The sequence below is a fragment of the Gymnodinialimonas ulvae genome, from assembly GCF_037543845.1.
GTDB lineage: Bacteria > Pseudomonadota > Alphaproteobacteria > Rhodobacterales > Rhodobacteraceae > Gymnodinialimonas > Gymnodinialimonas ulvae.
This window is the reverse complement of record NZ_JBBIFX010000001.1, coordinates 606,062-630,298: the sequence shown is the minus strand read 5'-3', so window position 1 is coordinate 630,298 and position 24,237 is coordinate 606,062. Positions and strand designations below refer to the sequence as shown.

The window sequence follows — 24,237 nt, the reverse complement described above, 5'->3', positions numbered from 1 at the left end:
GCGGCTGCCGCCTACCCGTCGCGCGCCAGAGGATGCTTTTCAAGCACCAGCGCCTTCAGCCGTTCATCGAGGATATGGGTATAGATCTCGGTCGTCGCGATATCCGCATGGCCCAGAAGCGTCTGGATCGCCCGCAAATCTGCGCCGTTCTGCAACAGATGCGTCGCGAATGCGTGGCGTAACGTATGGGGCGTGACCTCCGCCGGGTCGAGGCCCGCCGCCGCCGCAAGCTCCTTGATCAAGGTGAAGAACCGCACCCGTGTCAGGTGCCCCGCCTTGCCGCGTGAGGGGAACGCAAAGGGGCTGGGTTTTGCCCCCGTCTCGGCGTGCGCCTGCGTATCCTCGGCCTCGCGATGCGCCAGCCAAGCCGCCGCCGCAGCCCGCGCCGGAGGGCTAAGCGGCACCATCCGTTCCTTGCCCCCCTTCCCCTTCACCAGCAACATCGCCGGATCCCCGCGCAGCGCATTGATCGGAAGCGACACAAGCTCCGTGACCCGCAGGCCCGTGGCATAAAGGATCTGCATCAAACACTTGGTGCGCAACCGCTCGGGATCCGTGCGGCCGTGGCGCTCTGCGGCTGCCAGAAGCGCATCGACCTGCTCCAGGCTCAGCGTGCCGGGCAGTTTGCGCACCCGCGCAGGCCCGCTGATCTGCAGCGTCGGATTGTCCGCGCGCCAGCCCTCCTCATGCGCAAAGCGATAAAGCTGTTTCAACGAGGATAACCGCCGCGCGCGGGTGGCCGGGGCCAGCCCGTCGGCCTCAAGGCTCGCGATATAGGCTTCCAGACCGGCGCGATCCGCACCCGCAAACCCGCCCCGCGTCACAAGCCATCCCATCGCATCCTTCAAGTCGCGACCATAGCCCAACAACGTGTTCTGCGCCGCGCCCTGCTCCGCCGCCGCCGCATCAAGGTAGAGTGCGATCCAATCGGCATCATGGGCGGGACCGGCCATTCGGTCAGACCCGCAGCAGATACAATTGCAACGCGGTTCGGCGTGCGACGTCTTCAAGGCCCGCGACCCGGAACAGCGCCAGCGCATCGGTCAGGTCATCGACATCACTTTCCGTCCCACCCCGCGCCAGGACAAGCGCCGCGCGCAAAAGTGCCTCGCCCAAACGATCGTCCTCCAGGAACAGACTGTAGCGATGCGGTGGCAAATCCCGCGCAAACGCCGCGGCAATCGCGCGGTCAAGAGGACTGTTGGTGGCCTCAGGCGGCAGGCCCCGCGCGATGGCCAGCGCGAAACGCTCGGTCTCATCCTGCGCCACGGCCGATTGCGCCACCTGTTCATATATCGGCGACAAAAGACCCACCCGCCGCGCGAGGATCCCGGCCTCACCCACCAACGGCATCCGCAACAGCCGCTCGCCATATATGTCGGCAAACGCCACTTCCAGCCCGGCCTCCTGCATCGCGGCCCACGCCGGCGGCAACCGGCGCGAGGTTTCCACCGGATCGCCCGCCAGAAGCGCCGCGTCCAACGCCTGCACCGCCGCCACACGGTCCCAGATCGAACCAGAGGCCGAGGGAGATTGCGACGTGTAGATCGCGATCCATTCCTGCGGCGCAATCGCGCCCGACCGGGTCAGGCGTTCGGCCGCGTCCAGTTGCGCACGCCACCCTGCCAGCGGCGAGAGATCGGCGTAGAGAAACGCCAACGGCAGTCCGGTCATATCGGGGCGTTGCGCGATGGCCATGCGCATCTGGAATTCCAACGGGGTCAGCGTCGGATCGGGTGGCAGGGGCGGTTCATCTTCGAACAATTCCGGGTCAAGGAACCGAGCAATCAAATCGCCTTCATCCTCGGTAATTCGCCCCAGCGCTTCTCCGGTGCCAAGCGACAGGGCCGCCGCCGACCAATCGCCGCCGCGCGCCAGACAGAAGATGCGCGCCGGAAAGGTCGGCGCAATATCGGGGTTGGCATTCATCGTCGCGCAGGCCCGGTCGGAATGATCCGTCAAAAGCGAAACATCGAACCAGCGCCGAAAGAGGTCGGGCTGGGTCGGGCCCGCCCGCTCCATCAAGGCCTGAGCCGGGTCCAATGCGCCGCGGTCGAGCAACATGTCCAGCCGCGCCACGAACAGGTCCGAGCCTTCAGGCGGGGCATCACGCGGCGGGTCAAGCTCGGCAAGGGCGAGCACTTCGGTGAAGGCCTGCATCGCTGGCAGGCCCTGCACCGGTTGGCCGCGCATCAACCGCGCCAGCGTCTCGATGTCGGAATTGCCCCACAATCCGCGCGGCAGGCCGGTGATCGTGGCCGGCAAGAGTCCGACAGCATCCAACTGGATCGTATCGAGCGGCAAGACGGTGATTTCCGGGACAGACGCATCGGAGGCCACGTTGGCATGGGGCCGCGTGATCGCATCCGACAGCCAATCCGGCGTGCCCAGTTCCGGCAAACCCGAAAGGTCGATATCCGCCTGCTGCGCGGCCGCCGGACCGGCAAGCAATGCCAAGCAGAAAATGGCCCGAGCGCTAGTCCACATCCAACGTCACCGGTTGCGTGACCGTCTCGACATCGGGCTGCAAAAAACCGGAATAGGCATACCCGAGCAGCCCAAGGAACCCGAGAAGTCCGAGCAAAATCAGCGTGATGATAATACGTCCCATGCCTGCGCCCGGACCCCGTTTTGTTCCCTGCCCTTGCGCGTGCTTGCGCAAACCCCGAGGCGTTTGCCGCCGCCGTGTTTTCCATATAAGCCATGGACGGCGGGATTTCGCCACTTCAGGAGGCAAATTTTTCGGTGATGGGCGAAAGCGTGCCACAGGGCGAAATGCGGCTGACGCGATCCGTCGTGCTGGTGGGCATGATGGGGGCGGGCAAAACCGCGATCGGGCGGGCGCTGGCGGCCACGCTGAACGTGGAGTTGCGCGATTCCGATGCCGAGATCGTCAAATCCGCGCGGCTCTCCATCGCCGAGATATTCGACAAATACGACGAGGCATTTTTTCGCGAGAAAGAAGGGCAGGTGATCGCCCGCCTGCTCCAAGGGCCGCCGTGCATCCTGTCGACGGGCGGCGGGGCATGGTTGTCTGAGGTGAACCGCGCAATGCTGACCGCGAAGGCCAGCGTGGTCTGGTTGGAGGCCGATCTCGATCTGCTATGGTCGCGCGTCAAACACAAATCTCACCGCCCTTTGCTGCGCACATCGGACCCCAAGGCGACCCTGGCCGAATTGCTGGAGGCGCGCACACCAGCCTACGCGCTGGCCCCGCACAAGGTCCGCGTTGCGCCGCATTGGTCCATCGACCAGACCGCAGATGCCGTGATGATGATCCTGCGCGCCACCGGCACGGTGACAACGGGGGCCCGCGCCGAATGAAGACCCAAACCGTATCGGTGCCCTTGGGCGCGCGGCGCTATGACGTACGCATCGGACAGGGCCTTGTGGCCTCCGCCGGTGCGCAGATCGCGCCGCTTCTGGACCGGCCGAAGGTTTGGATCGTCACCGAGGAAACCGTCGCCAGGCTGCACCTGTCTGCCCTTCAGAATGGATTGGAGGCGGCTGACGTCGCCCACGACACCCTGATCCTGCCCCCCGGCGAGGCGACGAAATCCTGGCCCCACCTGCAGCGCGTGGCCGACTGGCTTTTGACTGAAAAGGTCGAACGCCGCGATATTGTCGTGGCTTTCGGGGGCGGCGTGATTGGCGATCTTGTGGGCTTTGCCGCCGCCATCCACCGCCGCGGCATTCGCTTTGTGCAAGTGCCCACCTCGCTTCTGGCGCAGGTCGACAGCTCGGTTGGCGGCAAGACCGGGATCAACGCCGCCCAAGGCAAGAACCTGATCGGGGCGTTCCATCAACCCTCGCTTGTGTTGGCCGATATCGACGTGCTTGGCACCCTTGAGGCGCGTGATTTTCTTGCGGGCTACGGAGAGGTTGCGAAATACGGGTTGCTTGGCGACGCGGATTTCTTCGACTGGCTTGAGGTCAACGGACCCGCGCTGGCCGATGATGCCGCGCTACGCCAAGAGGCCGTGCGACGCTCAGTCCAGATGAAGGCCGATATCGTGGCACGCGACGAGACGGAACAAGGCGACCGCGCCCTTTTGAACCTTGGCCACACGTTCTGCCACGCGTTGGAGGCTGCGACCGGCTATTCCGACCGCCTGCTGCATGGCGAGGGGGTGGCCATCGGATGTGCGCTGGCGTTCGAGCTGTCCGCGCGCCTTGGCCTTTGTGCGCAGGAAGATCCAAGCCGCGTGCGCGCGCATCTGGCCCAGATGGGCATGAAACGCGATCTCGCCGACATTCCCGGCAACCTCCCCGATGCCGATGCGCTTCTCGCCCTGATGGCGCAGGACAAAAAGGTCGTTGCGGGTCAGTTGCGCTTCATCCTCGCACGCGGCATCGGCGCGGCGTTCGTGACGGCGGATGTGCCGTCCGAGACGGTCCACACCCTTCTGGCCGAGCGTTTGTCCGCGCTTTAGCCGTTGCAGGCGCATCCGGGCGGTTGGTGGCAACGGTAGCTGCGACTAATGCACGAGTTCCCGCAGGCGTATCCCGTCCGACACACCCGGCAGCAATAGACATATTGAACCACCGGATCGTCATCTCGCAGACGGTCCACAACATCCCAGAAACCTTCGATATTTTCAGGGCTCATCAGGGTGCCGACCGGGCTCGACACGGCCTGCGCGACTGCGCCCGTGGCGATGACCCCGACCACAGCGGTGGCAGCAATGACCCTCAGACCCCGCAAAACATCCGCTCCTCTACAAGAATTAACCAAGGTTAACGCCCGTCGCCCATTTCCACCTTGATCTGGATCATCCGTGTCGCTTTCCGGCTTGCCCCGCGCCGCGTCCCGCCTTCAGATGCGCGGAAAACCAACCCGAGGGCCGTCCATGAAATCCCACACCCGTGTCTGCATCATCGGCGGCGGCGTCGTCGGCTGTTCGGTGGCCTATCACCTGACGAAACTGGGCTGGTCGGACGTGACGCTGTTGGAGCGATCCGAGCTGACCAGCGGCTCCACCTGGCACGCAGCGGGCGGTTTTCACACCCTCAACGGCGATACCAACATGGCCGCCCTTCAGGGCTACACGATCCGCCTCTACAAAGAGCTGGAGGCTCTCACCGGCCTGTCGTGCGGGCTGCACCATGTGGGCGGTGTGACACTGGCCGACACGCCCGAACGGCTGGATATGCTCAAGGCCGAGCGCGCCAAGCACCGCTTCATGGGGCTGGAAACCGAGATCATTGGCCCCGACGAGATCAAGGCGCTGGCCCCGATCACCAACACTGACGGCGTGCTTGGCGGGCTTTACGACCCACTGGACGGACACCTCGACCCCTCCGGCACGACCCATGCATATGCCAAGGCCGCGCGTATGGGTGGCGCCGAAATTCACATTCATACCAAGGTGTTGGAGACCAATGCTCGTGTGGATGGAACGTGGGAGATCGTCACCGACAAAGGCGCTCTGGTGGCCGAGCATGTGGTGAACGCGGCAGGCCTCTGGGCGCGGGAAGTGGCGGCGATGGCCGGCTGTTACCTGCCGCTTCACCCGATGGAACACCAATATCTGGTGACCGAAGAGACGCCGGAAATCTACGAACGCGCGACCGAGCACCCGCATGTGATGGACCCCGCAGGCGAAAGTTATCTGCGGCAGGAAGGGCGCGGGCTGTGCATCGGGTTTTATGAGAAAACCTGCCGCCCCTGGGCCGTGGATGGCACGCCATGGGACTTCGGGCACGAATTGCTGCCCGATGATTTCGACAAGATCACCGACTCGATCGCGTTTGCCTTCAAACGATTCCCCGTGCTGGAACGCGCGGGCATCAAATCGGTCATCCACGGCCCCTTTACCTTTGCCCCCGATGGCAATCCGTTGGTGGGCCCCGTTCCCGGCCTGCGCAATTATTGGTCGGCCTGTGGCGTCATGGCAGGCTTCAGTCAGGGCGGCGGCGTCGGCTTGAGCCTTGCGCAATGGATGATCGAGGGCGAGCCCGCGCGCGACGTGATGGCGATGGATGTGGCCCGCTTTGGCCGCATCCTGACACCCGGCTACACCCTGCCCAAGGTCATCGAGAATTATCAGACGCGCTTTTCCGTGGTTTATCCCAACGAAGAACTGCCCGCCGCGCGCCCGTTCCGCACCACGCCCATGTATGATGTGTTCGACCAGATGGGCGCCGTCTGGGGGCAGCAATTCGGCCTTGAGGTGCCCAATTATTTCGCGCATCCCGGCGAAGACCGCTATGAGACGCCGTCGTTTCGGCGCTCCAATGCATTCGCCGCCACCGCGCGCGAAGTGGCCGCGGTGCGTGGGGCGGTCGGCATCAACGAGGTGCAGAATTTCGGCAAATACAACGTCACGGGGCCGGGTGCGCGTGCATGGCTCGACCGGATCATGGCGGGGCGCATCCCGCCGCCCGGTCGCCTGTCGCTGAGCCCGATGCTTTCGCCGCGCGGACGGATTATTGGCGACTTCACAATCACATGCCTGAACGACACCGAGTTCCTTCTGACCGGCTCCTACGGCGCGCAGGATTTTCACATGCGCTGGTTCGACCAGCACAAGGAAGACGGGGTCAGAGTCGAAAACCTCTCCGACCGCCGCACGGGGTTCCAGATTGCCGGCCCCCTGGCGCGCGACGTTCTTCAGGCCGTGGCCCGCGAAGAGGTCAGCGACATGAGGTTCATGGACGTGCGCCATCTGACCATAGGGTGCTCGACCGCCATCGTGCAGCGCGTCAGCTATACCGGCGATCTCGGCTTCGAGATCTACGTCGACGCGATGGAGCAGCGCGCGCTTTGGGACGTGATCTGGACCGCAGGGGCGCCGATGGGCATGGCCCCCTTTGGCATGCGAGCGATGATGTCATTGCGCCTCGACAAATTTTTCGGGTCGTGGATGCGAGAGTTTTCACCCGATTACACGCCCGCCGAGACCGGCTTGGACCGCTTCATCTCGTGGAAGAAGAACGCGGATTTCATCGGGCGCGCGGCGGTGGAGGCCGAACGCGCGGTGCCGCCCGACCGCATCCTCGCCGCCTTCGAGGTGGACGCAGATGACGCAGATGTCGTGGCCTATGAACCGATCTGGATCGGCGGACAGGTGAAAGGGTTTTGCACCTCGGGCGGCTATTCCCACCATGCCGACAAAAGCATCGCCCTTGGATTTGTGCCGTCCGATCAAGCGGTTGCGGGCCTGGAGGTCGAAATAGAGATCCTTGGCGGCAGGCGCCCGGCGCGGCTTGTCACCGAGCCGCTTTTTGATGCCGATGGCGCGAGGATGCGGGCATGAGCGCGCCTATGATCGTGTTGCTCGCCGCTGGCGGCTCGACCCGTATGCGCGGCGCAGACAAGCTGATGGAGGAGGTGGACGGCATGCCGCTGCTGCGTCTGATGGCCGAGCGCTGCGTCAAGGCGGGAGACACGCGCGTGGTGCTGGGGCCAGGCCAAACGGCGCGGCGCGCGGCCATTGAGGACCTGTCTCTGGAGATCGTCGAAGCGGCGGACACCGACGGCATGGCCGCGTCGATCCGGGCCGGTGTGCACGGCGTCAAAGCCCGCGCGGTGATGATCGTGCTGGCGGATATGCCGGAGATCACGGCCTCCGACCTGCACCTTCTTCTGGGGCTTGCCGCCCAAAACCTCAGCCCGATCGTGCAAGCGGCGAGCGCCGACGGACAACCCGGCCAGCCAGTGGTCTTCGCGGCCAAATACCTGAAACATTTGGCAAAGCTGCAAGGCGACGAAGGGGCCAGATCGATCCTGCAAGCGCATGCGCGTGACGTGGCCCTGATCCCGCTGGCCGACAGACGGGCCTTGATCGACCTCGACACTCCCGAGGATTGGGCGGCCTGGCGGGTAAAGACCAACCGATAGATGCCCCCTACACGCAAATAGGGCGGTTCGTTTCCCCAAGAAACGGACCGCCCAGGCTGCAGAGTGGTTGGGACCGCGCGCGGTGCGAGCAACACGCGGTCCCCAGGCACAATCAGAGATGCAAAAGCGTCGCCTCATGTGCCTTAAGCGCGCGGCGCGCGGCCGCGTAATTGGTTAGCCCGCTGCGGGTGGCAAGCTCGGGGAACAGCGCAATGATCTCGTCCCGGCTGTCCGATGCCAAGGCGCCAAGGGATTGATCACCCGGCTGGAAGCTTTCTGTCCATGCGCCGTCCGAAAGCACGACCTCGTGGCGGTCGAACATGAAATGAATATACGTTGCACGCAGTGTATCCATGATGCCGATGCCCTGCCGTCCGACCAGATGCTTGGCAGCCACCAAAACCTCGCTCTCCTCGAAATAGAGCTGCGGTGTTTCGCCGGCGATCAGCACCCGGTGTTGCGGGCTGACCAGCATGTCACGTTCCGGAAGATCCTGACCCAAGGCACCCGCCTTGATGAAGATCGGTTTTGTGTTGAGGTGATCGGCCAGCTCCATCCGGGTCAGCGTGCGCTTGCCGGTCCAACGGATCTCCTGAATGCCATTGTCGCGGGTAATCACCTTGTCGCCGACGCGCAGGTTTTCGACCGGCAACTCCCCCCGTGGCGTCGCAATCATCGCGCCGGGCGTAAAGCAGGGCACGACATTTTCGATCTCGCGGAACGTTAGACGGCCCGCTACTTCGGTCTGCGTGGTGTCGGTGTAGAAGATCACCGTCCCCGCTTCGCCCGGCGTTCCGGTTGGATCGACGCTGTCATCAAAGATCACGCGAAGCGGCCCCGAACCGCTCAGGTCAAGCTTATCGCGATCTCCGCTATCAACATCCTCCCCGCCGACAATGGTGTCACCGGCGCCGTCCTGCCCCGCATCGAAATCGAAGACATCGTCACCGTCCCCGCCGTCCAGGCGATCAGCCCCCTGCCCGCCAAGCAGCAGATCGTCACCGTCGCCACCCCGCACGACGTCATCGCCAAGCCCGGCGTCAATGGTGTCGTCGCCACCATTGCCAGCTATCACATCATCCAGCCCGTCGTCGCCGTCGATCTGATCGCCGCCACCATCGCTTGGCAGGTTCGCATCGTTGTAGCCCGGACCCATAGTTTCGGCGAAATCCTCGCCATCGACGATGCCATCGGCGGGCGTGGGGTCGGCGTTGACCTGCACAACGTGGGCCGCATTATCGGTGCCGCCATTGCCGTCCGAAATGGCGTAGGAGACAACGGCAACGCCCTCGAACCCATCGGCAGGCGTGAACCGATAAGCCCCGCCGCCAAGGTCTTCGAGGGAGCCCTGAACACTTGGCACGCTGGCCGACGTCACACTCAAAGTGTCGCCATCCAGATCGGTGTCATTGGCCAAAAGGTCAATCACGACTGCGGTCTCGAAATCCGTGACATCGCCGTCATCCACTGCATCGGGCGCGTCGTTTACCCCAGTGACGGTAAAGGTGACGGTTGCGGTATCCGTGCTGCCTGCCCGATCGGAAATCGTGTAGGTGACGGAGGTCGTCGTGCTCTCGCCCCCGGCCAGGCCTTCGAAATCCCCATTGGCATTGAACAGGACGTTGCCGCCATTGTTGATCCGGATCACACCGCCATTGTCGCCGCTGACCACCATCCCCTGACCAAGGCGGCCAAAGGGATCAGACACGCTGGCCGTATCGGTTCCGTTGCTGACCGACACTACGCGAAGGGTTGTATCGGCGGGTGCGCTGTCGTTGGACAGGACGTTGCCCTCCACGCCGCCGGGCGGGTCATCCTCGTCCAGGGTGAAGGCATTGTCGGCGGCCACAACCTCGACGCCGTCTTCGATCCGATTGCCCAGAATCGTCTCGATTTCCGTGAACGCCAGCGTTCCGGTCACATCGCCGCTGGACGCATCAAGAAACTCAACCGTCCCGGAGGTGGAATTGCCGTCCGCGTCCAGTGTCTCATTGATCACCCGGAACGGCCCGTCGCCGCTCAGGTCCAGAATATCGTCGTCATTTGCATCGCCCGGCGCGGAAGATCCCGTACCGCCATCCACGACGTCGCCATCCGTGCCGCCCACGATCGTGTCGGCATCCGCCCCGCCGTCGATCACATCCGCCCCGGCACCGCCAAGAAGGCTATCGTTGCCCCCTTCGCCGCGGATCACATCGTCGCCGTCCCCGCCCAGAAGCGTGTCGCCCCCCGCACCCTCCAACGGCAGCACGCCGGGCACGTCGAAATAGACATCGGTCACGTTGATGCCCGAATTTCCGGGGCCGTTCTGCGTGTGAAACAGCTCGAGCCGTGACACCGGGCCCGGGATCGTCACAAGGACGGAATAGGCCTCCGCAGTGTCCGACAAATAGCCGCCATCGCTATCGGCGGTATCGACCTGGCCGTCCCCATCGGTGTCGCGCAGGGTCACGTCCGAGCCTGCGACCAACGCCACATCCACGGGGCTGCCATCGGCATGGAATGCGCGAATGGTCACCAGGCCGTCGCCATCGACATCATTGATCCGGAACGACATGTTTTCGACCGGATCAGAGAAATCGAGCGTGTAGGTGTCGGAATTGCCCTGCCCGCCCGTCTCGCTGTCGAGCGATGAGGTCACATCGGCCGGCGCGCCGCCCGTGTCGATCCCATCCACCAACTGCGTCTCGGTCGAGATGTTGTCGCTGGCGCCGCCGTTCACCTCAAAGAAGGCCACCGTGACGTTTCCGGTATTCTGGCTGAAGTCGCGCGCATCGGCAGGGCCGAGGCTCCACTGAAATACCTCCCGAACCGCCCCATTGTCCTGTGTGCCACTGTCACCGAAAAGCGTGTCGTCCCCGGCCCCGCCGAGGCCCACGTCACTGCCAGACCCGCCAAGGATCAGGTCATCGCCGGTCATCCCGTCGAGCACATCATCCCCCGCAGCGCCATCGACCGTGTCGTCGCCCGCACCGGCCAAGACGTCGTCGTCGTTGGTACGGTCGGCATTGTCGCGCGCGTCGATGCGGTCGCCTTGCGGGTCGCCGTCATAGGCGGAATCAATCAGATCGTCGCCCGAACCGCCTTCCACGATGAAATCGGGGGGAATCGCCGTCGCTTCCAATTCAAGCGTTGTGATCCGGCCCGCGCCCGGCAACGCAACCTCGACCCGGGTCACGTTTGTCGCGTTCAGAACAACGGTGCTTTCGGAATTGGCGCCGGTCGCCAGGATATCGCGCGCCTCCAACAGATCGCCGGTGCCGGAAAAAAGCCGAAGCGTCCCCGGTTGCGCGACATCGCGGAAGCCCATGGATTGCACATTGCAAGCGCGCTCGAACGCAAGCACCTGCTCCGCGCCCCGCGACGCTACGACAAGAATACCGTCACTGCGCAACACCGTGCTGGCCGCGCCACCCAGGGCGAATGTGTCGAAATCGATCACGGATGTCATCTCGCACACTCCTTGGGCCGACCCGAGATCGACGCGCGCACAGGCGCAGAACAAAGACCCGCTGATGGCGACGGCACCCAAGCTTGAGGGCGACCGCAGACGTGATCCAGACTAGGAAGAGAGGGCGGAGCACAGATCCGCAACAGGCAGCCGTTACACACCCGAGAAGGGCGTGAAATACTCGTTACTCGTGTGGGCCATACGGGCCCGGATACAACGGCAACACCTCTCTCGCACGTACACTTGTGCGATCAACCGTGTGCGGCCGCCCCCGTGGCCTATTTGCAGACATCGCCCCCCAGTGGGGCTGACCAAGGGATACCGGAAACTCGGCACAATTGAAGAAAAATTTTCGTCCTATGCGTCAGAAATGGGGCAAAAACCCGTCGAACCTGGCCCGGTGGCAGGGCCACGGCATGGCCGATTGTTTCGGGATCGGCACCAAGGGCGGACCCGTGCCATAGACCGGAAGGCGCCTCCCACCTGTCTACGTTGCGCGCGATTGAGGTTTTGCGGAAGCTGCGTTTTTGTGCGCAAGGGGCATTGTCCCGCAAATGAGGACAATCAATCGCGTTGACCCTGGAAACAGTTTGTCGTGACTTCTTGAAAAAGTCACAAATGAAATGGTCCGATTTGGCCGCGCATCGACAACCTCAAACAGCCCTGCACCACGTTCCGAACCGGAATTGGGACGAATCGGCATTGCCCGCGAATGCCGGTGCCCCAAAAGGGCAAAGACAGATCTCGCATGTCATATTTACGGAGGGCTGGTACCCGAGGTCGGACTCGAACCGACAAGCCTTGCGGCGGGGGATTTTGAATCCCCTGCGTCTACCAATTCCGCCACTCGGGCCAACGTGGGCCTGACTAGCGAAGCCGCCCCAAGCCGTCCAGTCCAAATTCACGCCGAAGACGCCCTCGCACATTTGCCGTTCCGCACGCTGGTCGGCGGCGGCTGGATTTGCTACGCGGTGCGCCGAACGGTTCTGGCCCATTCCGGTCCACGCCCCGCACAGGAGACGACACGGCATGACGGCCCAACCCGATGAAGCGCGCGCGATTTCCCAGCGCTTGAGCGATCTCGCGCAGGACGCCGAGGGCGAGGCTGTGACGCTGTTCTGGATCCTTGAGCAATTGCACGAGCGCGCATTCGGCCTGTTCCTTCTGGTGCTCGCTCTGCCCTGCTGTATCCCGTTCCTCTACGGGGTTCCGCAGGTTGTGGCGCTGCCGTTGATGTTCATCTCCGCGCAAATCCTGATCGGGCGCAGCGCGCCGTGGCTGCCCGCACGTCTGGGCAACCGTACCGTATCAAGCGAAAGCCTTGCCAACCTCGCCAGCCGCGCCGGCCCCTGGCTGCGCCGTATCGAAGCGATCAGCAAACCGCGCCTTGTGGCGCTGACCCGCAAGCCGCTTGATCGGGCCGTGGGCGTCGCGCTTGTTGTGTTCAGCGCCTCCATCCTGTTGCCGATCCCGTTGACCAACACCGTGCCGGGCTTTGCAGTGGTTGTGGTGGCCATGGGCTTGTTGCAACGCGATGGGATCCTCGTGATCCTGGGGGCGATCCTCGGCACCGCATGGATTGCGTCGCTGGTTTTTGCAGGCGCGTCCTTGATCAGCGTCGTCCGGGGCTGGATCGGGTTTTGAGAGCGAAGCACGCGATGGCCGGACAATGACACTCACCCGCCGACACCTGATGGCACTGGCAGGCGCGGGCTCGCTCGCGCTGTTTTTGGGGGCGCTCTATTTCCAATATGTCGAAGGCCTGCTGCCGTGCGTGATGTGCCTGTGGCAACGCTGGCCGCATCGCGTGGCGATTGCGCTGGCCGCCGTTGGCCTCGTTTTCCCCAAAGCCATTATCGCATGGCTCGGCGCGGGCAGCGCCCTGGTCGGCGCGGGCCTTGCCCTGCTGCACACGGGCGTGGAGCGCGCATGGTGGGACGGGCCACAGGTCTGCGGCGCCTCCGCCGCGCAAGACCTCGGATCGCTCAGCGTCGAGGAATTGTTCGACACGACCTCCGGCCCGCAACTTGTCTTGTGCAACGAGGTCGCGTGGGAGGTTTTCGGCCTCAGCATGGCATCATGGAATGGTCTGGCCTGTCTTGTACTGATGGCGATCTGGGTCGCCGCCGCCAGGCGCGCGGCCTGATCGGCGCGCAGACCTTACGCGCGCCGCCCGCCTTTGCGCGTATTCAGCATCAGGCTCGTCTCCGACGTCTCAACCCCCTCGAGGCGGCGAATATCGAACAGCACGCGATCCAGATCTTCCAACGTCTCGGTCCCGATTTCAACGATCAGATCCCATTTGCCATTCGTCGAATGCACCTGTTTGACCGCCGGATTGCCCGTCAGGCGGTGCATCACCCTCTCGGCCCCTGGCCCGGAAATCGCCAACATCATCAACCCGCGCACGGGCGCATCCATAAGGTCTTGCGCGGTCTGGACGGTGTAGCCGCGGATGATCCCGCGCGTTTCAAGCTTCTCGATCCGCGCCCGGATCGTGGCCCGGCTCACGCCAAGCGTCGCGGCCAGATCCGATAACGCCGCCCGCCCGTCCCGGCGCAAGGCCGCCAAAAGATCGCGATCCATCCTGTCCATACTGAAACCTTTTAACTGCATTTCGGCACATCATCACACATATCGTACAAATTGCCCTCTTCAAACTATCTCGATTTGCACGAACTCTGCATCGACCAAGATGGAAAAGGATCACCTCATGGACCGCGATTGCATTCTGGTGGGCGCCCCCGTGGATTGCGGCAAGGCGCGCCAAGGCTGCCTGATGGGCCCCGACGCGTTTCGCGTTGCGGGCCTGGCAGAGGCCTTGCGCGCGCTCGACGTCACAGTCCACGACGCAGGCAATACCAGCCCCGATCCCGTCGACCTGCCCGAAGACCCCCACCTTCACGCCCTGCCCCAGACCATCGGCTGGACCCGCGCCCTGATGCGCGCCGCAGAAGATGCGATGGGCCGTGGGTTTCCGATCTTTCTGGGCGGCGATCACGCCCTGTCGATGGGCAGTGTCGCGGGTGTCGCGGCCCATGCCGCGCGCGCGGGTCGCCCGCAATTCTTGCTGTGGCTCGACGCGCACACCGATTTCAACACGCCCCAGACAACGACATCGGGCAATCTGCATGGCTGCCCCGTGGCCTATGTCACCGGCCAGCCAGGCTTTGACGCCTTCCCCGATGCCCCCGCGCCGATCCCGGTCGAAAACGTTTGCATGATGGGCCTGCGCTCCGTCGATCCGCCCGAGCGCGCGGCGCTCGAGGGGTTGCCCGTGGATCTACACGACATGCGGTCCATCGACGAACACGGCATCGCCGCCCCGCTGCGCGCCTTTCTCGGCCGGGTCGCCGCCGCCGGGGGCGCGTTGCATGTCTCCTTCGATGTCGACTTCCTTGACCCTGCCATTGCGCCGGCGGTCGGCACCACCGTGCCTGGCGGCGCGACGTATCGCGAGGCGCATCTGGTGATGGAGATGCTGCACGAAAGCGGATTGGTCACATCGCTCGACCTGGTGGAACTCAACCCCTTTCTCGACGAACGCGGCCGCACCGCGTCGCTGATGGTAGAGCTGACCGCGTCGCTCATGGGGCGTAAAATCTTCGACCGCCCGACCCGCACCTTTGTCTCAGGATTTGCCGCATGACACTTCCCGCCCCGTCCGAGCGCGCCTTTGTGCCCTTCGTGTCCGTCGCCAACATGATGGCGTTGATCCATGCGATCGGTTTGGAACGGATGCTATGTGAGCTGGCCGATGCCATCGAGGCCGATTTCAAACGCTGGGAGCTTTTCGACAAGACCCCACGCGTCGCAGCCCATTCGCCCGACGGCGTGATCGAGTTGATGCCCACGTCCGATGGCACGCATTACGCTTTCAAATACGTCAACGGCCACCCCAAGAACACCCGCGACGGGCTGCAAACGGTGCAGGCCTTCGGGCTTCTGGCCGATGTCGACACGGGCTATCCAGTGCTTTTGTCGGAAATGACGGTCCTGACCGCTTTGCGCACCGCCGCGACCAGCGCGATGGTCGCCCGCCACCTTGCCCCCAAAAGCGCGCGGGTCATGGCGATGATCGGCAATGGCGCGCAATCGGAATTCCAATGCCTCGCGTTCAAGGCGATCTGCGGGATCGACACCGTGCGGCTTTACGACATCGACCCGGACGCGACGGCCAAAGCGACACACAATCTGGCGGGCTCAGGCCTCGACATCATTGCCTGCGCCTCGCCCGAAGAGGCCGTTGAGGGCGCGCAGATCATCACGACCTGCACCGCCGACAAGCAATATGCCACGATCCTGACCGACAACATGGTGGGCAGCGGCGTGCATGTGAACGCCATCGGCGGCGATTGTCCGGGCAAGACGGAACTGCACCGCGATATCCTTCTACGGTCCGATATTTTCGTGGAATACCCGCCACAAACCCGCATCGAGGGCGAGATTCAGGCGCTTGATCCCGACCACCCGGTGACTGAGCTGTGGCAGGTCATCCGTGGGGAGGCTGCGGGCCGTGTGGATGGGCGCCAGATCACGCTGTTCGACTCGGTCGGATTTGCGACGGAGGATTTCAGCGCGCTGCGCTACGTGCGCGACGCGTTGGAGCGGCACGCAATGTTCGACCGGCTCGACATGCTGGCCGATCCCGACGATCCGCGCGACCTGTTCGGTATGCTCGAGCGCGCCCGACCATAACGCGCGCGCTGCATCCTTTTCGAATGCGCACAACGCCGGCTTGGCAGGCGTCAGTGCAGGGTGAATTCCCCGGTCACATTGCGCCATTCGCCCGGCGCGATCACCTTGCGGTGGGTGAAACGCACGCAGTGCAGCGGGCCTTCGATCTCTTCGTGCCAGAATTCGATGAACTCGAACAATCGCGGGTAATCAGGGGCAAGGTCATACTCTTGCCAGACGAAGGTATTGAGCACGGATTGATGATCCGGCATCCGGTAAATCATCTCGGCCGTGGTCAGCCCGTATCCTTTCAACATCAACTCGGTCTCAGTCATTTTGCGGCACCTCTTTTGTGTTGCCCTCCCTTTCAGAGTCTCAGCTTGCGCCGAAATCGTTAATACTCAAAGAAAACAATTTGTTAGCAAACGTGATGCGGCGCTGCCAAAAACGCGCCCGACCATTGCACCCGATGTCGCGTCGGACTATGCTGCCGACAACAAAATATAGCGAAAAAGACAGCGGACAGGCGAGATTGTGACCGACACTCCCGACACCACCCCTCCCCCACCCGGCGATGGCGGGCAAACCCTGCCCGAGCGGCCCGAGCATTCCGGCCCCTCCATCGACATTTCGGCGGAGATGAAGACCAGCTTCATCGACTACGCCATGTCCGTGATCATCTCCCGCGCGATCCCCGATCTGCGCGACGGGCTCAAGCCCGTGCACCGCCGCATCCTGTTCGCGATGCACGAAACCGGCAACACCCACGACAAATCCTACCGCAAATCCGCCCGCCCCGTCGGCGACGTGATGGGCCAATACCACCCCCACGGCGACAGCGCGATTTACGACGCGCTGGTGCGCATGGCGCAAGACTTCTCCATGTCGCTGCCGCTTCTGGACGGACAGGGCAATTTCGGCTCGATGGACGGCGATAACCCCGCCGCCATGCGCTACACCGAGGTGCGCATGGACGCGCCCGCCGCCTATATTCTTGCCGATATCGACAAGGAAACTGTCGACTTCGTCGACAATTACGATGGCAAGCAGCAAGAACCCTCCGTCCTGCCCGCGCGCTTTCCCAACATGCTGGTCAACGGCGCGGGCGGCATCGCGGTCGGAATGGCCACGAACATCCCGCCCCACAACCTCGGCGAAGTGATCGATGCCTGTCAGGCGCTGATCGAGAACCCGGACCTGTCGTCCGAAGAGCTGATCGAATACGTCCCCGCCCCCGATTTCCCGACCGGCGGCATCATTCTGGGCCGTGCGGGCGCGCGCAAAGCTTACCTTGAGGGCCGCGGTTCGGTGATCATCCGCGCCAAGACCCGCACCGAGGAAATCCGCAAGGACCGCTACGCCATCGTCATCGACGAGATCCCCTATCAGGTGAACAAGGCCTCGATGATCGAACGTATCGCCGAATTGGTGCGCGACAAGAAGGTCGACGGCATCTCGGGCGTGGCGGACGAATCCGACCGGGTCGGCGTGCGCGTGGTGATCGAACTCAAACGCGACGCGACGCCCGAGGTGGTCCTCAACCAACTCTTCCGCTTCACGCAGATGCAGACCTCGTTCGGGTGCAACATGCTGGCGCTCAATGGCGGACGGCCCGAGCAGCTTACCCTGCGCGGGTTCCTCACCGCCTTCCTCGACTTCCGCGAAGAGGTTGTGGCCCGCCGCACCGCGTTCGAGTTGCGCAAGGCCCGCGACCGCGCCCATGTGCTGTGCGGTCTGGCCGTGGCCGTGTCCAACGTGGACGAAGTGGTGCGCACCATCCGCGCCTCTGCCGACGCGCCCGAGGCCCGCGCCAAATTGATGACCCGCGCCTGGCCCGCCGAGGAAATCCTGCCGTTCATCAAACTGATCGACGACCCGACCCACAAGGCCAACGACGACGGCACCTATAACCTTTCTGAAACGCAGGCCCGTGCCATTCTTGAGCTGCGCCTGCAACGCCTGACGCAACTGGGCGTGAAGGAAGTCACCGACGAGCTTGAAGAGCTTGCCGGCAAGATCAAGGAATTCCTCGCCATCCTCGCCTCGCGCGACCGTATCCTCGAAATCATCTCAGGGGAGCTCGCCGAAGTGCGCGAAAAATTCGCCGTCGACCGGCGCACCGAGATCGTCGATTGGTCCGGCGACATGGAAGACGAAGACCTGATCGAACGCGAAGATATGGTCGTGACGATCACCCAGGGTGGCTACATCAAACGCACGCCGCTGGCCGATTTCCGCGCGCAACGGCGCGGCGGCAAGGGCGTATCGGGCGGCTCGTTGAAAGACGACGACGTGGTCACATCGCTGTTCGTGGCCAACACCCACACGCCGCTGTTGTTCTTCACGACCGGCGGCATGGTTTACAAGCTCAAGACATGGCGCCTGCCGCAAGGCTCGCGCAGCTCGCGCGGCAAGGCCATTGTGAACATCCTGCCCATAGAAATCGGGACCGGCATTGCCGCGATCATGCCCGTGGACCGCGACGAGGATCACTGGGACGAATTGCAGGTCGTGTTCTGCACCGACCGCGGCACCGTGCGCCGCAACGCGTTGTCGGACTTCGCCAATGTCATGCGCAACGGCAAGATCGCGATGAAATTCGAAGGCGAAAGCGAAGGCTGGCGCATGATCAACGCGCGCATCGCCTCCAACGACGACGACGTGATGCTCGTGACAAAGAAGGGCCGCGCGATCCGGTTCCCGGCCACGGATGTGCGCGTCTTCAACTCGCGCGCGTCAACCGGCGTGCGAGGTGTAAAGCTGTCCGAGGGCGATGAGGTCGTGTCGATGTCGATCATCCGCCATTTCGACGCCGAAGCGTCGGAACGGGCCGCCTACCTCAAGCAACGCCGCCTCATGGCCGGCGCGCCCGAGGAAGAGGCCGACCCCGACGAGGATGCCGTCGCCGAGGGTCAGCTGAGCCAGGAACGCTATGCCGAGATGTCCGCCTCCGAAGATCTGATCCTGACGATCACCTCGGGCGGCGCAGGCAAGCTGTCGTCCTCGCATGACTACCCCGTGCGTGGGCGCGGTGGTCAGGGCGTGATGGCCATGGACAAGGCCATGCGCGGCGGCGATCTGGTGGCGAGCTTCCCCGTGGATCTTGACGATCAGATCATGCTGGCCACCTCCACGGGCCAATCCATCCGGGTTCCGATCGACGGCATTTCGTTCCGCTCGCGGTCGGCGGGAGGCGTGAAGGTCTTCACCACCGGCAAGGGCGAGGAAGTCGTTTCCGTAGCCTATATCGCGGATCAGGGGGACGAAGACGCCGAGGTGGTCGAAGGCGGCGAAGATGGCGGCACAGAGGAATAGGCGATGGTTGACGCGCTGATCTCCATGTGGCCGTTCATCCTGCTCATCGCCTGTTTCATCGGGTTCAGCATCTATATGGTGCGTGCCATGGGGTCGGGCAAAGACGGCTCGTACACCTCACTCATGAAGCGGCAGATTGACCTTGTAGAGGCGCAAGTTGCCCTTCAAGCCGACCTTCTGGCCGAGGCCAAGCGCCAATCCGCAGCGCAGGAGCGCATCGCAACCGCGCTGGAAAACCGTGACTGACACCCTTGCGCTTGCGGGGCGTCTCTTGCTTGCAGCCTTGATGTTCGCGGGCACCGCCCAAAAGCTTGCCTCCCCGACCGAGGCGCAGGCCCTGCTGGCTCTGGCGTCGCTACCCCCTTGGCTGATCTGGCCCGCAGCCCTGTTTACCGCCATCGCAGGGATCGGTTTGGCCCTTGGCCTCGCCACGCGTCCCCTTGCGATCCTTGCCGCAGCCTATTGCGTTGTCACCAGCACCTTCCACGTCCTCATGGATGACCCGTGGCAAATGACCATTGCCTTCAAAAACTGGGTGATCGCCGGCGGCTATCTTTTGCTCGCCGCCCACGGTCCCGGTCGGTTCGCCCTGCGCCGCGACTGACAGCGCGATCGCCGGTGGTATCGGCACAGCGCGCCAGCTAAAGCTGCGGCGGAAATATGACCTCTATAGGCGCTGCGACCGAAAAATGTGGTAACTTCCTCCGAGCCTCAAAGCGCGGAGACGCATTGTGTCCAAAACCTGCCCAATTTCGGTCACCACCATGAAGCCATGCTGATACCTGCACCCGACGCCCAAAAAACACAACGTAACCTTCTGTTTTTCCTTTACCTTTCCGCTCTCCCTCGTCCCGCCCCCTCAGAGCGCGCGTAATCGCCGCTGCGAATTAAGGCGGAAAAGCCGCAGTTCAGCCGCAATCTTTTCCAAATCGCATCACATTCTCGCCATAATCCTCGGCCAAATCATCTTAAATTAAGGCAAAAGTGCGCCCAACTCGTGGCGCATTTAGTATCCGGGCGGCGCGGTTTGTCGAACGGTTAATGAGTAACCTGACTGGGCTGGGGCGTTTACAGTTGGGGTTGTGTAAATGAGTGTTGGTACTGCGGATCGTATCCGCTTCGATGTTTGGGCCCATGTTGCCCTGCGTGTTGTGATCGCGAGCTATTTCCTCGCGGTGGCATTGAAATTGATCCCGGGCGTCGATTACGCCGCCCTGTTCTCTTCATTCCTCTCAGGATCTGGCGCGGATGGTGTTGCCGCCGGGCTCGTGTTCCTTCTGACGGTCTCGATCATGATCGGCCTCGCCACGCGTCTGTGTGCGATGGTCCTGTCCCTCATGACGATCTACGCCGGTGCCCTGGCTGTGATCGCGGCCTTCGATATATCCGTCATCGCCCGGTTCTGGAGCGATCTGGCACTCGTGGCCGGTCTGATGCTGCTTTATGGCGACGTCATCTGGGAACGGCGTCCCCGGCGCAATGACGTCAACACTGCAAAGGCGCCGCGCCGGGTCAACATCGACACGTCCACCAAAATGACCGCGCGTCCTGCCCCGCGCATGCCGCGCGAAGAGCCCGAAATGCACAATATCTTTCAGGCGGTGGACCGGGCCAAAGCAGCCGCCGTGACCGCGCAGGCAACCGTCGAAGATCTCTCTGACCATCGGCAACCCGACGCGCCCGCCACCTTCCTGCGGTCCCGGTCCCATACCCGGCCCGATGCCGAGGTCCGGTCAGAGGTCGAGGCTCAAACAGACCCCGTCGACAACATCTTCGTCGTGGATCAGGAGGGCCGCATTCTCGATGGCCTGTTCCCGGAAAGCCGCCGGGTCGCCGTAGGCGAATAGCCCACCCATTCCGCCGATCGCGGCCGCGCTGCATACACCCGGACCTGGGCGGAGGTTGAACGACCTCCGCCCTTTCTTTTGCCCGGCCGCCCCCTGCCCCCTTGAGGCCCTCCCGGCCCATGCAGTAAAGCGGCTCCATGACAGCATCCAACCAGATCCTCACAATCATCGGCGGCGGCATGGCGGGCTGCGAAGCCGCCTGGCAAGCCGCGACGCTCGGCGTATCGGTCCGCATCGTCGAGATGCGCCCAAAGGTCGAAACCTTTGCCCACCGTACCGGCTATCTGGCGGAAATGGTGTGCTCCAATTCGTTCCGCTCCGATGACGACGAACAAAACGCCGTGGGCCTTTTGCATTGGGAAATGCGCGCCGCGGGCTCGATCATCATGACCACGGCCGACGCGCATAAACTGCCCGCAGGCGGCGCGCTGGCCGTCGACCGTGACCCCTTCGCCGAGGCCGTCACCGCCAAGATCCGCGCCCATCCCAACATCGAGATTGTCGCCGACGAGGTCACCGCCCTGCCCGAAGACGGCCCCACCATCATCGCAACCGGCCCACTGACCGGCGGCGCGCTGGCACAGGCCATCGCCGATGAGGCAGGCCAGGACAGCCTCGCCTTTTTCGATGCCATCGCCCCCATCGTCTATGCCGACACCATCGACATGAACGTCGCCTGGCGCCAGTCGCGCTACGACAAGGGCGACACCCAGGACGAGCGCGAGGCCTATATCAACTGCCCCCTGACCAAGGACCAGTACGAGGCCTTCATCGACGCGCTGCTGAGCGCCGACAAAACCGAATTCAACGAGGGCGAGACCGCGACCTATTTCGACGGCTGCCTGCCGATCGAAGTCATGGCCGAACGCGGCCGCGAAACCCTGCGCTATGGCCCGATGAAGCCCGTGGGCCTCACCAACCCCCATGACCCGCAGACCAAGGCCCACGCCGTGGTGCAACTGCGCCGCGACAACGCGCTCGGCACGCTCTACAATATCGTGGGCTTCCAGACCAAGATGAAGTACGGCGCGCAAAAGTCTGTTTTTGCTCAGATTCCCGGCCTTCATGACGCATCCTTCGCGCGTCTGGGCGGGATCCACCGCAACACCTTCATCAATTCCCCCACGCTCCTCGACGCGCAAATGCGCCTGCGCTCCAAACCCCATATCCGCTTCGCCGGGCAGATCACCGGCGTCGAAGGTTATGTCGAATCGGCCTCCATGGGTCTGCTCGCGGGCCGCATGGCCGCCGCCGAGATGCGCGGCGAAACCCTGGCGCCGGTCCCCCACACCACCGCCATGGGCGCGCTCGTCACCCACATCACCGGCGGGGCCGAGGCCAAGACGTTCCAGCCGATGAACGTCAATTTCGGCCTGTTTCCCCCCGTCGAAGGCCTCAAAGGGGGCCGACGCGGCCGCAAGGATCGCTACAAGGCCTACACCGACCGTGCCAAGGCCGATTGGTCCGATTGGCTGGCCCCCCAACGCGAAGCGGCCGAGTGAACTGGACGCGGGGTCGCCTGCACGGCTAACTTGCCCCCCATGGCAACCTTCGACAAACCGCTCTGGCAGCCCCGCTCTCCCGAAGAAACCCGCGCGCTCTATCGCGATTGGGCCGAGACCTACGATGCGGATGTGCAGGGCGCGGGCTATGCGACGCCGGGCCGATTGGCGCAGGCCTTGGCCGCGGTTGCCCCCGATCTGACGGCGCCGCTGCTCGATTTCGGCTGTGGCACGGGCCTGTCGGGGCGCGCGCTGGCCGCGCAGGGCTTCACCACCATCGACGGCACCGACATCACGCCCGAAATGCTCGACCACGCGCAGGCCACCGGCGCCTATCGCAAGCTCTGGCCAAGCGCCCCGGGTGACGCCCCGCCCCCTGGCTACCCGATCATCGCTGCCATCGGCGTCGTCAGCCTTGGCGCCGCGCCCGCCGACACGCTGCATGTCCTGCTGGACGCGCTGCCCCCAAACGGCCTTGTGGGGTTCAGCTTCAATGACGCGACGCTGGCCGACGCCAGCTACATGGATGCGCTCGCCAAGGCCCAGGACACCGCCACCCTGATCCACGAGGCCTACGGCGACCATCTGCCGGGCAAAAACATGAAGTCTTCCATCTACATCCTGCGCAAATCGTGATCACCCGCTTCGCGCCCTCGCCCACGGGGCCATTGCACCTCGGCCATGCCTATTCCGCGATCCTCGCCCATGACATGGCGCGCGTCGCCGGTGGCCAGTTCCTCCTGCGCATCGACGATCTCGACCAATCCCGCGCCCGCCCCGAATGGGAGGATCTGATCTACGAAGACCTTCGCTGGCTTGGCCTGACATGGGATGGCCCGGTGCGCCGCCAGTCCGAGCATTTCGACGAGTACCGAGACACAATCGAAGACCTTGCCGCCCACGGCGCGGTGTATCCCTGCCGCTGCACCCGCGCCGAGATTGCCAACGCGGCCTCCGCCCCACAGGAAGGTGTGCCCGAATTCGGCCCCGATGGCCGGATCTATCCCGGCACGTGCCGGGGACGCGCCTACGCGGATCGCCTGCCGACGGATGCCCTGCGCTATGAACTGTCGAAAACCACCGACGGACCATTGCCCGCCTTCACAGAGACCGGCCCGGCCCACGCGGGCGAGCACGACGTCACCGCGGATCACCTTTTAACGCGCGTCGGCGATCCCATTCTGGCACGCCCAAACATGGCCGCCAGCTATCACCTCGCCGTCATCGTCGATGATGCAAACACCTTCGTCACCCATGTGATCCGCGGCGAAGACCTGTTTGAGGCCACCTTCCTGCAACGCTTCCTGCAATGGGAATTGAGCTTGTCCGCGCCCATCTACCACCACCACCGCCTGATCCGCGACGAGACCGGCAAGCGCCTTGCCAAACGCGACGACGCCCGCGCGATCCGTACGTACCGCGCCGAGGGTGCCACCCCCCAGGATATCCGCGCCATGGTGGGACTCTGATGGCTCAGCGCGCGCCCGCTCCTTGATCTTGCCTAAAAAACCTCGGGGTCAGCGCCCCGAAGGGCGCGAAGGGGCAGCGCCCCGTCCCATTGGAAAGGCGAACCTTTCCAAAATCCTAACAAAATTCATTTTG

21 protein-coding genes and 1 tRNA gene are annotated in these 24,237 nt (G+C 63.7%); 15 read left to right on the top strand and 7 right to left on the bottom strand.

The window, feature by feature from the left end; genetic code table 11:
• Positions 1–11: 11 nt before the first annotated feature.
• The 3 genes from V8J83_RS02995 to V8J83_RS02985 are packed head-to-tail and all read right to left on the bottom strand — an operon-like array spanning position 12 to position 2,611.
• Complete coding sequence (locus V8J83_RS02995; protein ID WP_339983340.1) at positions 12–953, bottom strand: tyrosine recombinase; 942 nt, start codon at positions 951–953, stop codon at positions 12–14.
• Positions 954–957: 4 nt separating this feature from the next.
• Positions 958–2,457, bottom strand: coding sequence for a hypothetical protein (locus V8J83_RS02990; RefSeq protein WP_339983338.1), 1,500 nt, complete (start codon positions 2,455–2,457; stop codon positions 958–960).
• Positions 2,458–2,476: 19 nt separating this feature from the next.
• Positions 2,477–2,611, bottom strand: a complete 135-nt coding sequence (locus tag V8J83_RS02985; RefSeq protein ID WP_339983336.1) for a hypothetical protein — start codon at positions 2,609–2,611, stop codon at positions 2,477–2,479.
• A 137-nt stretch (positions 2,612–2,748) separates the two neighbouring features.
• On the opposite strand from V8J83_RS02985, the gene V8J83_RS02980 reads away from it, so the two are divergent.
• From V8J83_RS02980 to V8J83_RS02965, 4 genes are all read left to right on the top strand, one after another.
• Positions 2,749–3,324, top strand: a complete 576-nt coding sequence (locus V8J83_RS02980) for a shikimate kinase (RefSeq protein ID WP_339985956.1) — start codon at positions 2,749–2,751, stop codon at positions 3,322–3,324.
• Complete coding sequence (gene aroB, locus V8J83_RS02975) at positions 3,321–4,433, top strand: 3-dehydroquinate synthase (RefSeq protein ID WP_339983334.1); 1,113 nt, start codon at positions 3,321–3,323, stop codon at positions 4,431–4,433. The genes V8J83_RS02980 and aroB overlap by 4 nt, the downstream gene beginning before the upstream one ends.
• Before the next feature lie 417 nt (positions 4,434–4,850).
• Entirely contained in the window at positions 4,851–7,259 is a 2,409-nt protein-coding gene (locus V8J83_RS02970) for a GcvT family protein (protein WP_339983333.1), read from the top strand.
• Entirely contained in the window at positions 7,256–7,843 is a 588-nt protein-coding gene (locus V8J83_RS02965; RefSeq protein WP_339983331.1) for a nucleotidyltransferase family protein, read from the top strand. The genes V8J83_RS02970 and V8J83_RS02965 overlap by 4 nt, the downstream gene beginning before the upstream one ends.
• 112 nt (positions 7,844–7,955) lie before the next feature.
• On the opposite strand, the gene V8J83_RS02960 is transcribed toward V8J83_RS02965, so the two are convergent.
• Entirely contained in the window at positions 7,956–11,294 is a 3,339-nt protein-coding gene (locus tag V8J83_RS02960) for a Hint domain-containing protein (RefSeq protein ID WP_339983329.1), read from the bottom strand.
• A gap of 768 nt (positions 11,295–12,062) precedes the next feature.
• Positions 12,063–12,147: transfer RNA gene (locus tag V8J83_RS02955), tRNA-Leu, on the bottom strand.
• 176 nt (positions 12,148–12,323) lie between these two features.
• On the opposite strand from V8J83_RS02955, the gene V8J83_RS02950 reads away from it, so the two are divergent.
• On the top strand, positions 12,324–12,938 hold the full coding sequence (locus tag V8J83_RS02950) for an exopolysaccharide biosynthesis protein (protein WP_339983327.1): 615 nt from the start codon (positions 12,324–12,326) through the stop codon (positions 12,936–12,938).
• Between the two features lie 25 nt (positions 12,939–12,963).
• Positions 12,964–13,440, top strand: a complete 477-nt coding sequence (locus V8J83_RS02945) for a disulfide bond formation protein B (protein WP_339983325.1) — start codon at positions 12,964–12,966, stop codon at positions 13,438–13,440.
• A gap of 14 nt (positions 13,441–13,454) precedes the next feature.
• On the opposite strand, the gene V8J83_RS02940 is transcribed toward V8J83_RS02945, so the two are convergent.
• Positions 13,455–13,889, bottom strand: coding sequence for an Lrp/AsnC family transcriptional regulator (locus V8J83_RS02940; RefSeq protein ID WP_339983323.1), 435 nt, complete (start codon positions 13,887–13,889; stop codon positions 13,455–13,457).
• A 100-nt stretch (positions 13,890–13,989) separates the two neighbouring features.
• Here V8J83_RS02940 and rocF point away from each other — a divergent pair, with 100 nt between their 5' ends.
• Together rocF and ocd are read left to right on the top strand one after the other, a co-directional pair.
• Entirely contained in the window at positions 13,990–14,943 is a 954-nt protein-coding gene (gene rocF / locus V8J83_RS02935; protein ID WP_339983321.1) for an arginase, read from the top strand.
• Positions 14,940–15,992 (top strand): ornithine cyclodeaminase, encoded by a 1,053-nt coding sequence (ocd, locus tag V8J83_RS02930; RefSeq protein ID WP_339983319.1) that lies wholly within the window; start codon positions 14,940–14,942, stop codon positions 15,990–15,992. Before rocF ends, ocd begins: the two co-directional genes overlap by 4 nt.
• A 50-nt stretch (positions 15,993–16,042) precedes the next feature.
• Here the strand turns inward: ocd and V8J83_RS02925 are convergent, their stop codons facing one another.
• Entirely contained in the window at positions 16,043–16,306 is a 264-nt protein-coding gene (locus V8J83_RS02925; protein WP_339983317.1) for an usg protein, read from the bottom strand.
• 199 nt (positions 16,307–16,505) lie between these two features.
• Between V8J83_RS02925 and gyrA the strand changes: the two genes are divergently transcribed.
• The 7 genes from gyrA (at position 16,506) to gluQRS (ending at position 24,104) form a co-directional block, all read left to right on the top strand.
• Positions 16,506–19,286 carry a DNA gyrase subunit A gene (gene gyrA, locus V8J83_RS02920; RefSeq protein WP_339983316.1) on the top strand — a complete coding sequence of 927 codons (2,781 nt, stop codon included), beginning with the start codon at positions 16,506–16,508 and terminating at the stop codon, positions 19,284–19,286.
• A gap of 3 nt (positions 19,287–19,289) precedes the next feature.
• Positions 19,290–19,532 carry a MerR family transcriptional regulator gene (locus tag V8J83_RS02915; protein WP_339983314.1) on the top strand — a complete coding sequence of 81 codons (243 nt, stop codon included), beginning with the start codon at positions 19,290–19,292 and terminating at the stop codon, positions 19,530–19,532.
• Positions 19,525–19,890, top strand: a complete 366-nt coding sequence (locus V8J83_RS02910; RefSeq protein ID WP_339983312.1) for a DoxX family protein — start codon at positions 19,525–19,527, stop codon at positions 19,888–19,890. The genes V8J83_RS02915 and V8J83_RS02910 overlap by 8 nt, the downstream gene beginning before the upstream one ends.
• Positions 19,891–20,374: 484 nt before the next feature.
• Positions 20,375–21,133, top strand: coding sequence for a DoxX family protein (locus V8J83_RS02905; RefSeq protein WP_339983310.1), 759 nt, complete (start codon positions 20,375–20,377; stop codon positions 21,131–21,133).
• A 137-nt stretch (positions 21,134–21,270) separates the two neighbouring features.
• Positions 21,271–22,635: a methylenetetrahydrofolate--tRNA-(uracil(54)-C(5))-methyltransferase (FADH(2)-oxidizing) TrmFO gene (gene trmFO / locus V8J83_RS02900; protein ID WP_339983308.1), complete on the top strand. Its 1,365-nt coding sequence runs from the start codon at positions 21,271–21,273 to the stop codon at positions 22,633–22,635.
• Between the two features lie 39 nt (positions 22,636–22,674).
• Positions 22,675–23,271, top strand: coding sequence for a class I SAM-dependent DNA methyltransferase (locus tag V8J83_RS02895; RefSeq protein ID WP_339983306.1), 597 nt, complete (start codon positions 22,675–22,677; stop codon positions 23,269–23,271).
• Positions 23,268–24,104: a tRNA glutamyl-Q(34) synthetase GluQRS gene (gene gluQRS / locus V8J83_RS02890; RefSeq protein ID WP_339983305.1), complete on the top strand. Its 837-nt coding sequence runs from the start codon at positions 23,268–23,270 to the stop codon at positions 24,102–24,104. Before V8J83_RS02895 ends, gluQRS begins: the two co-directional genes overlap by 4 nt.
• Positions 24,105–24,237 lie beyond the last annotated feature (133 nt).

Excerpts from the sequence above, each read along its gene's own strand:
- V8J83_RS02985 (WP_339983336.1), bottom strand. The coding sequence starts at position 2,611 with ATGGGACGTATTATCATCACGCTGATTTTGCTCGGACTTCTCGGGTTC.
- V8J83_RS02905 (WP_339983310.1), top strand. The coding sequence starts at position 20,375 with ATGAGTGTTGGTACTGCGGATCGTATCCGCTTCGATGTTTGGGCCCAT.
- rocF (WP_339983321.1), top strand. The coding sequence starts at position 13,990 with ATGGAAAAGGATCACCTCATGGACCGCGATTGCATTCTGGTGGGCGCC.
- aroB (WP_339983334.1), top strand. The coding sequence starts at position 3,321 with ATGAAGACCCAAACCGTATCGGTGCCCTTGGGCGCGCGGCGCTATGAC.
- V8J83_RS02980 (WP_339985956.1), top strand. The coding sequence starts at position 2,749 with ATGGGCGAAAGCGTGCCACAGGGCGAAATGCGGCTGACGCGATCCGTC.
- V8J83_RS02925 (WP_339983317.1), bottom strand. The coding sequence starts at position 16,306 with ATGACTGAGACCGAGTTGATGTTGAAAGGATACGGGCTGACCACGGCC.
- V8J83_RS02945 (WP_339983325.1), top strand. The coding sequence starts at position 12,964 with ATGACACTCACCCGCCGACACCTGATGGCACTGGCAGGCGCGGGCTCG.
- V8J83_RS02965 (WP_339983331.1), top strand. The coding sequence starts at position 7,256 with ATGAGCGCGCCTATGATCGTGTTGCTCGCCGCTGGCGGCTCGACCCGT.
- V8J83_RS02970 (WP_339983333.1), top strand. The coding sequence starts at position 4,851 with ATGAAATCCCACACCCGTGTCTGCATCATCGGCGGCGGCGTCGTCGGC.
- V8J83_RS02940 (WP_339983323.1), bottom strand. The coding sequence starts at position 13,889 with ATGGACAGGATGGATCGCGATCTTTTGGCGGCCTTGCGCCGGGACGGG.
- V8J83_RS02995 (WP_339983340.1), bottom strand. The coding sequence starts at position 953 with ATGGCCGGTCCCGCCCATGATGCCGATTGGATCGCACTCTACCTTGAT.
- V8J83_RS02950 (WP_339983327.1), top strand. The coding sequence starts at position 12,324 with ATGACGGCCCAACCCGATGAAGCGCGCGCGATTTCCCAGCGCTTGAGC.
- trmFO (WP_339983308.1), top strand. The coding sequence starts at position 21,271 with ATGACAGCATCCAACCAGATCCTCACAATCATCGGCGGCGGCATGGCG.
- ocd (WP_339983319.1), top strand. The coding sequence starts at position 14,940 with ATGACACTTCCCGCCCCGTCCGAGCGCGCCTTTGTGCCCTTCGTGTCC.
- V8J83_RS02915 (WP_339983314.1), top strand. The coding sequence starts at position 19,290 with ATGGTTGACGCGCTGATCTCCATGTGGCCGTTCATCCTGCTCATCGCC.
- V8J83_RS02895 (WP_339983306.1), top strand. The coding sequence starts at position 22,675 with ATGGCAACCTTCGACAAACCGCTCTGGCAGCCCCGCTCTCCCGAAGAA.
- V8J83_RS02960 (WP_339983329.1), bottom strand. The coding sequence starts at position 11,294 with ATGACATCCGTGATCGATTTCGACACATTCGCCCTGGGTGGCGCGGCC.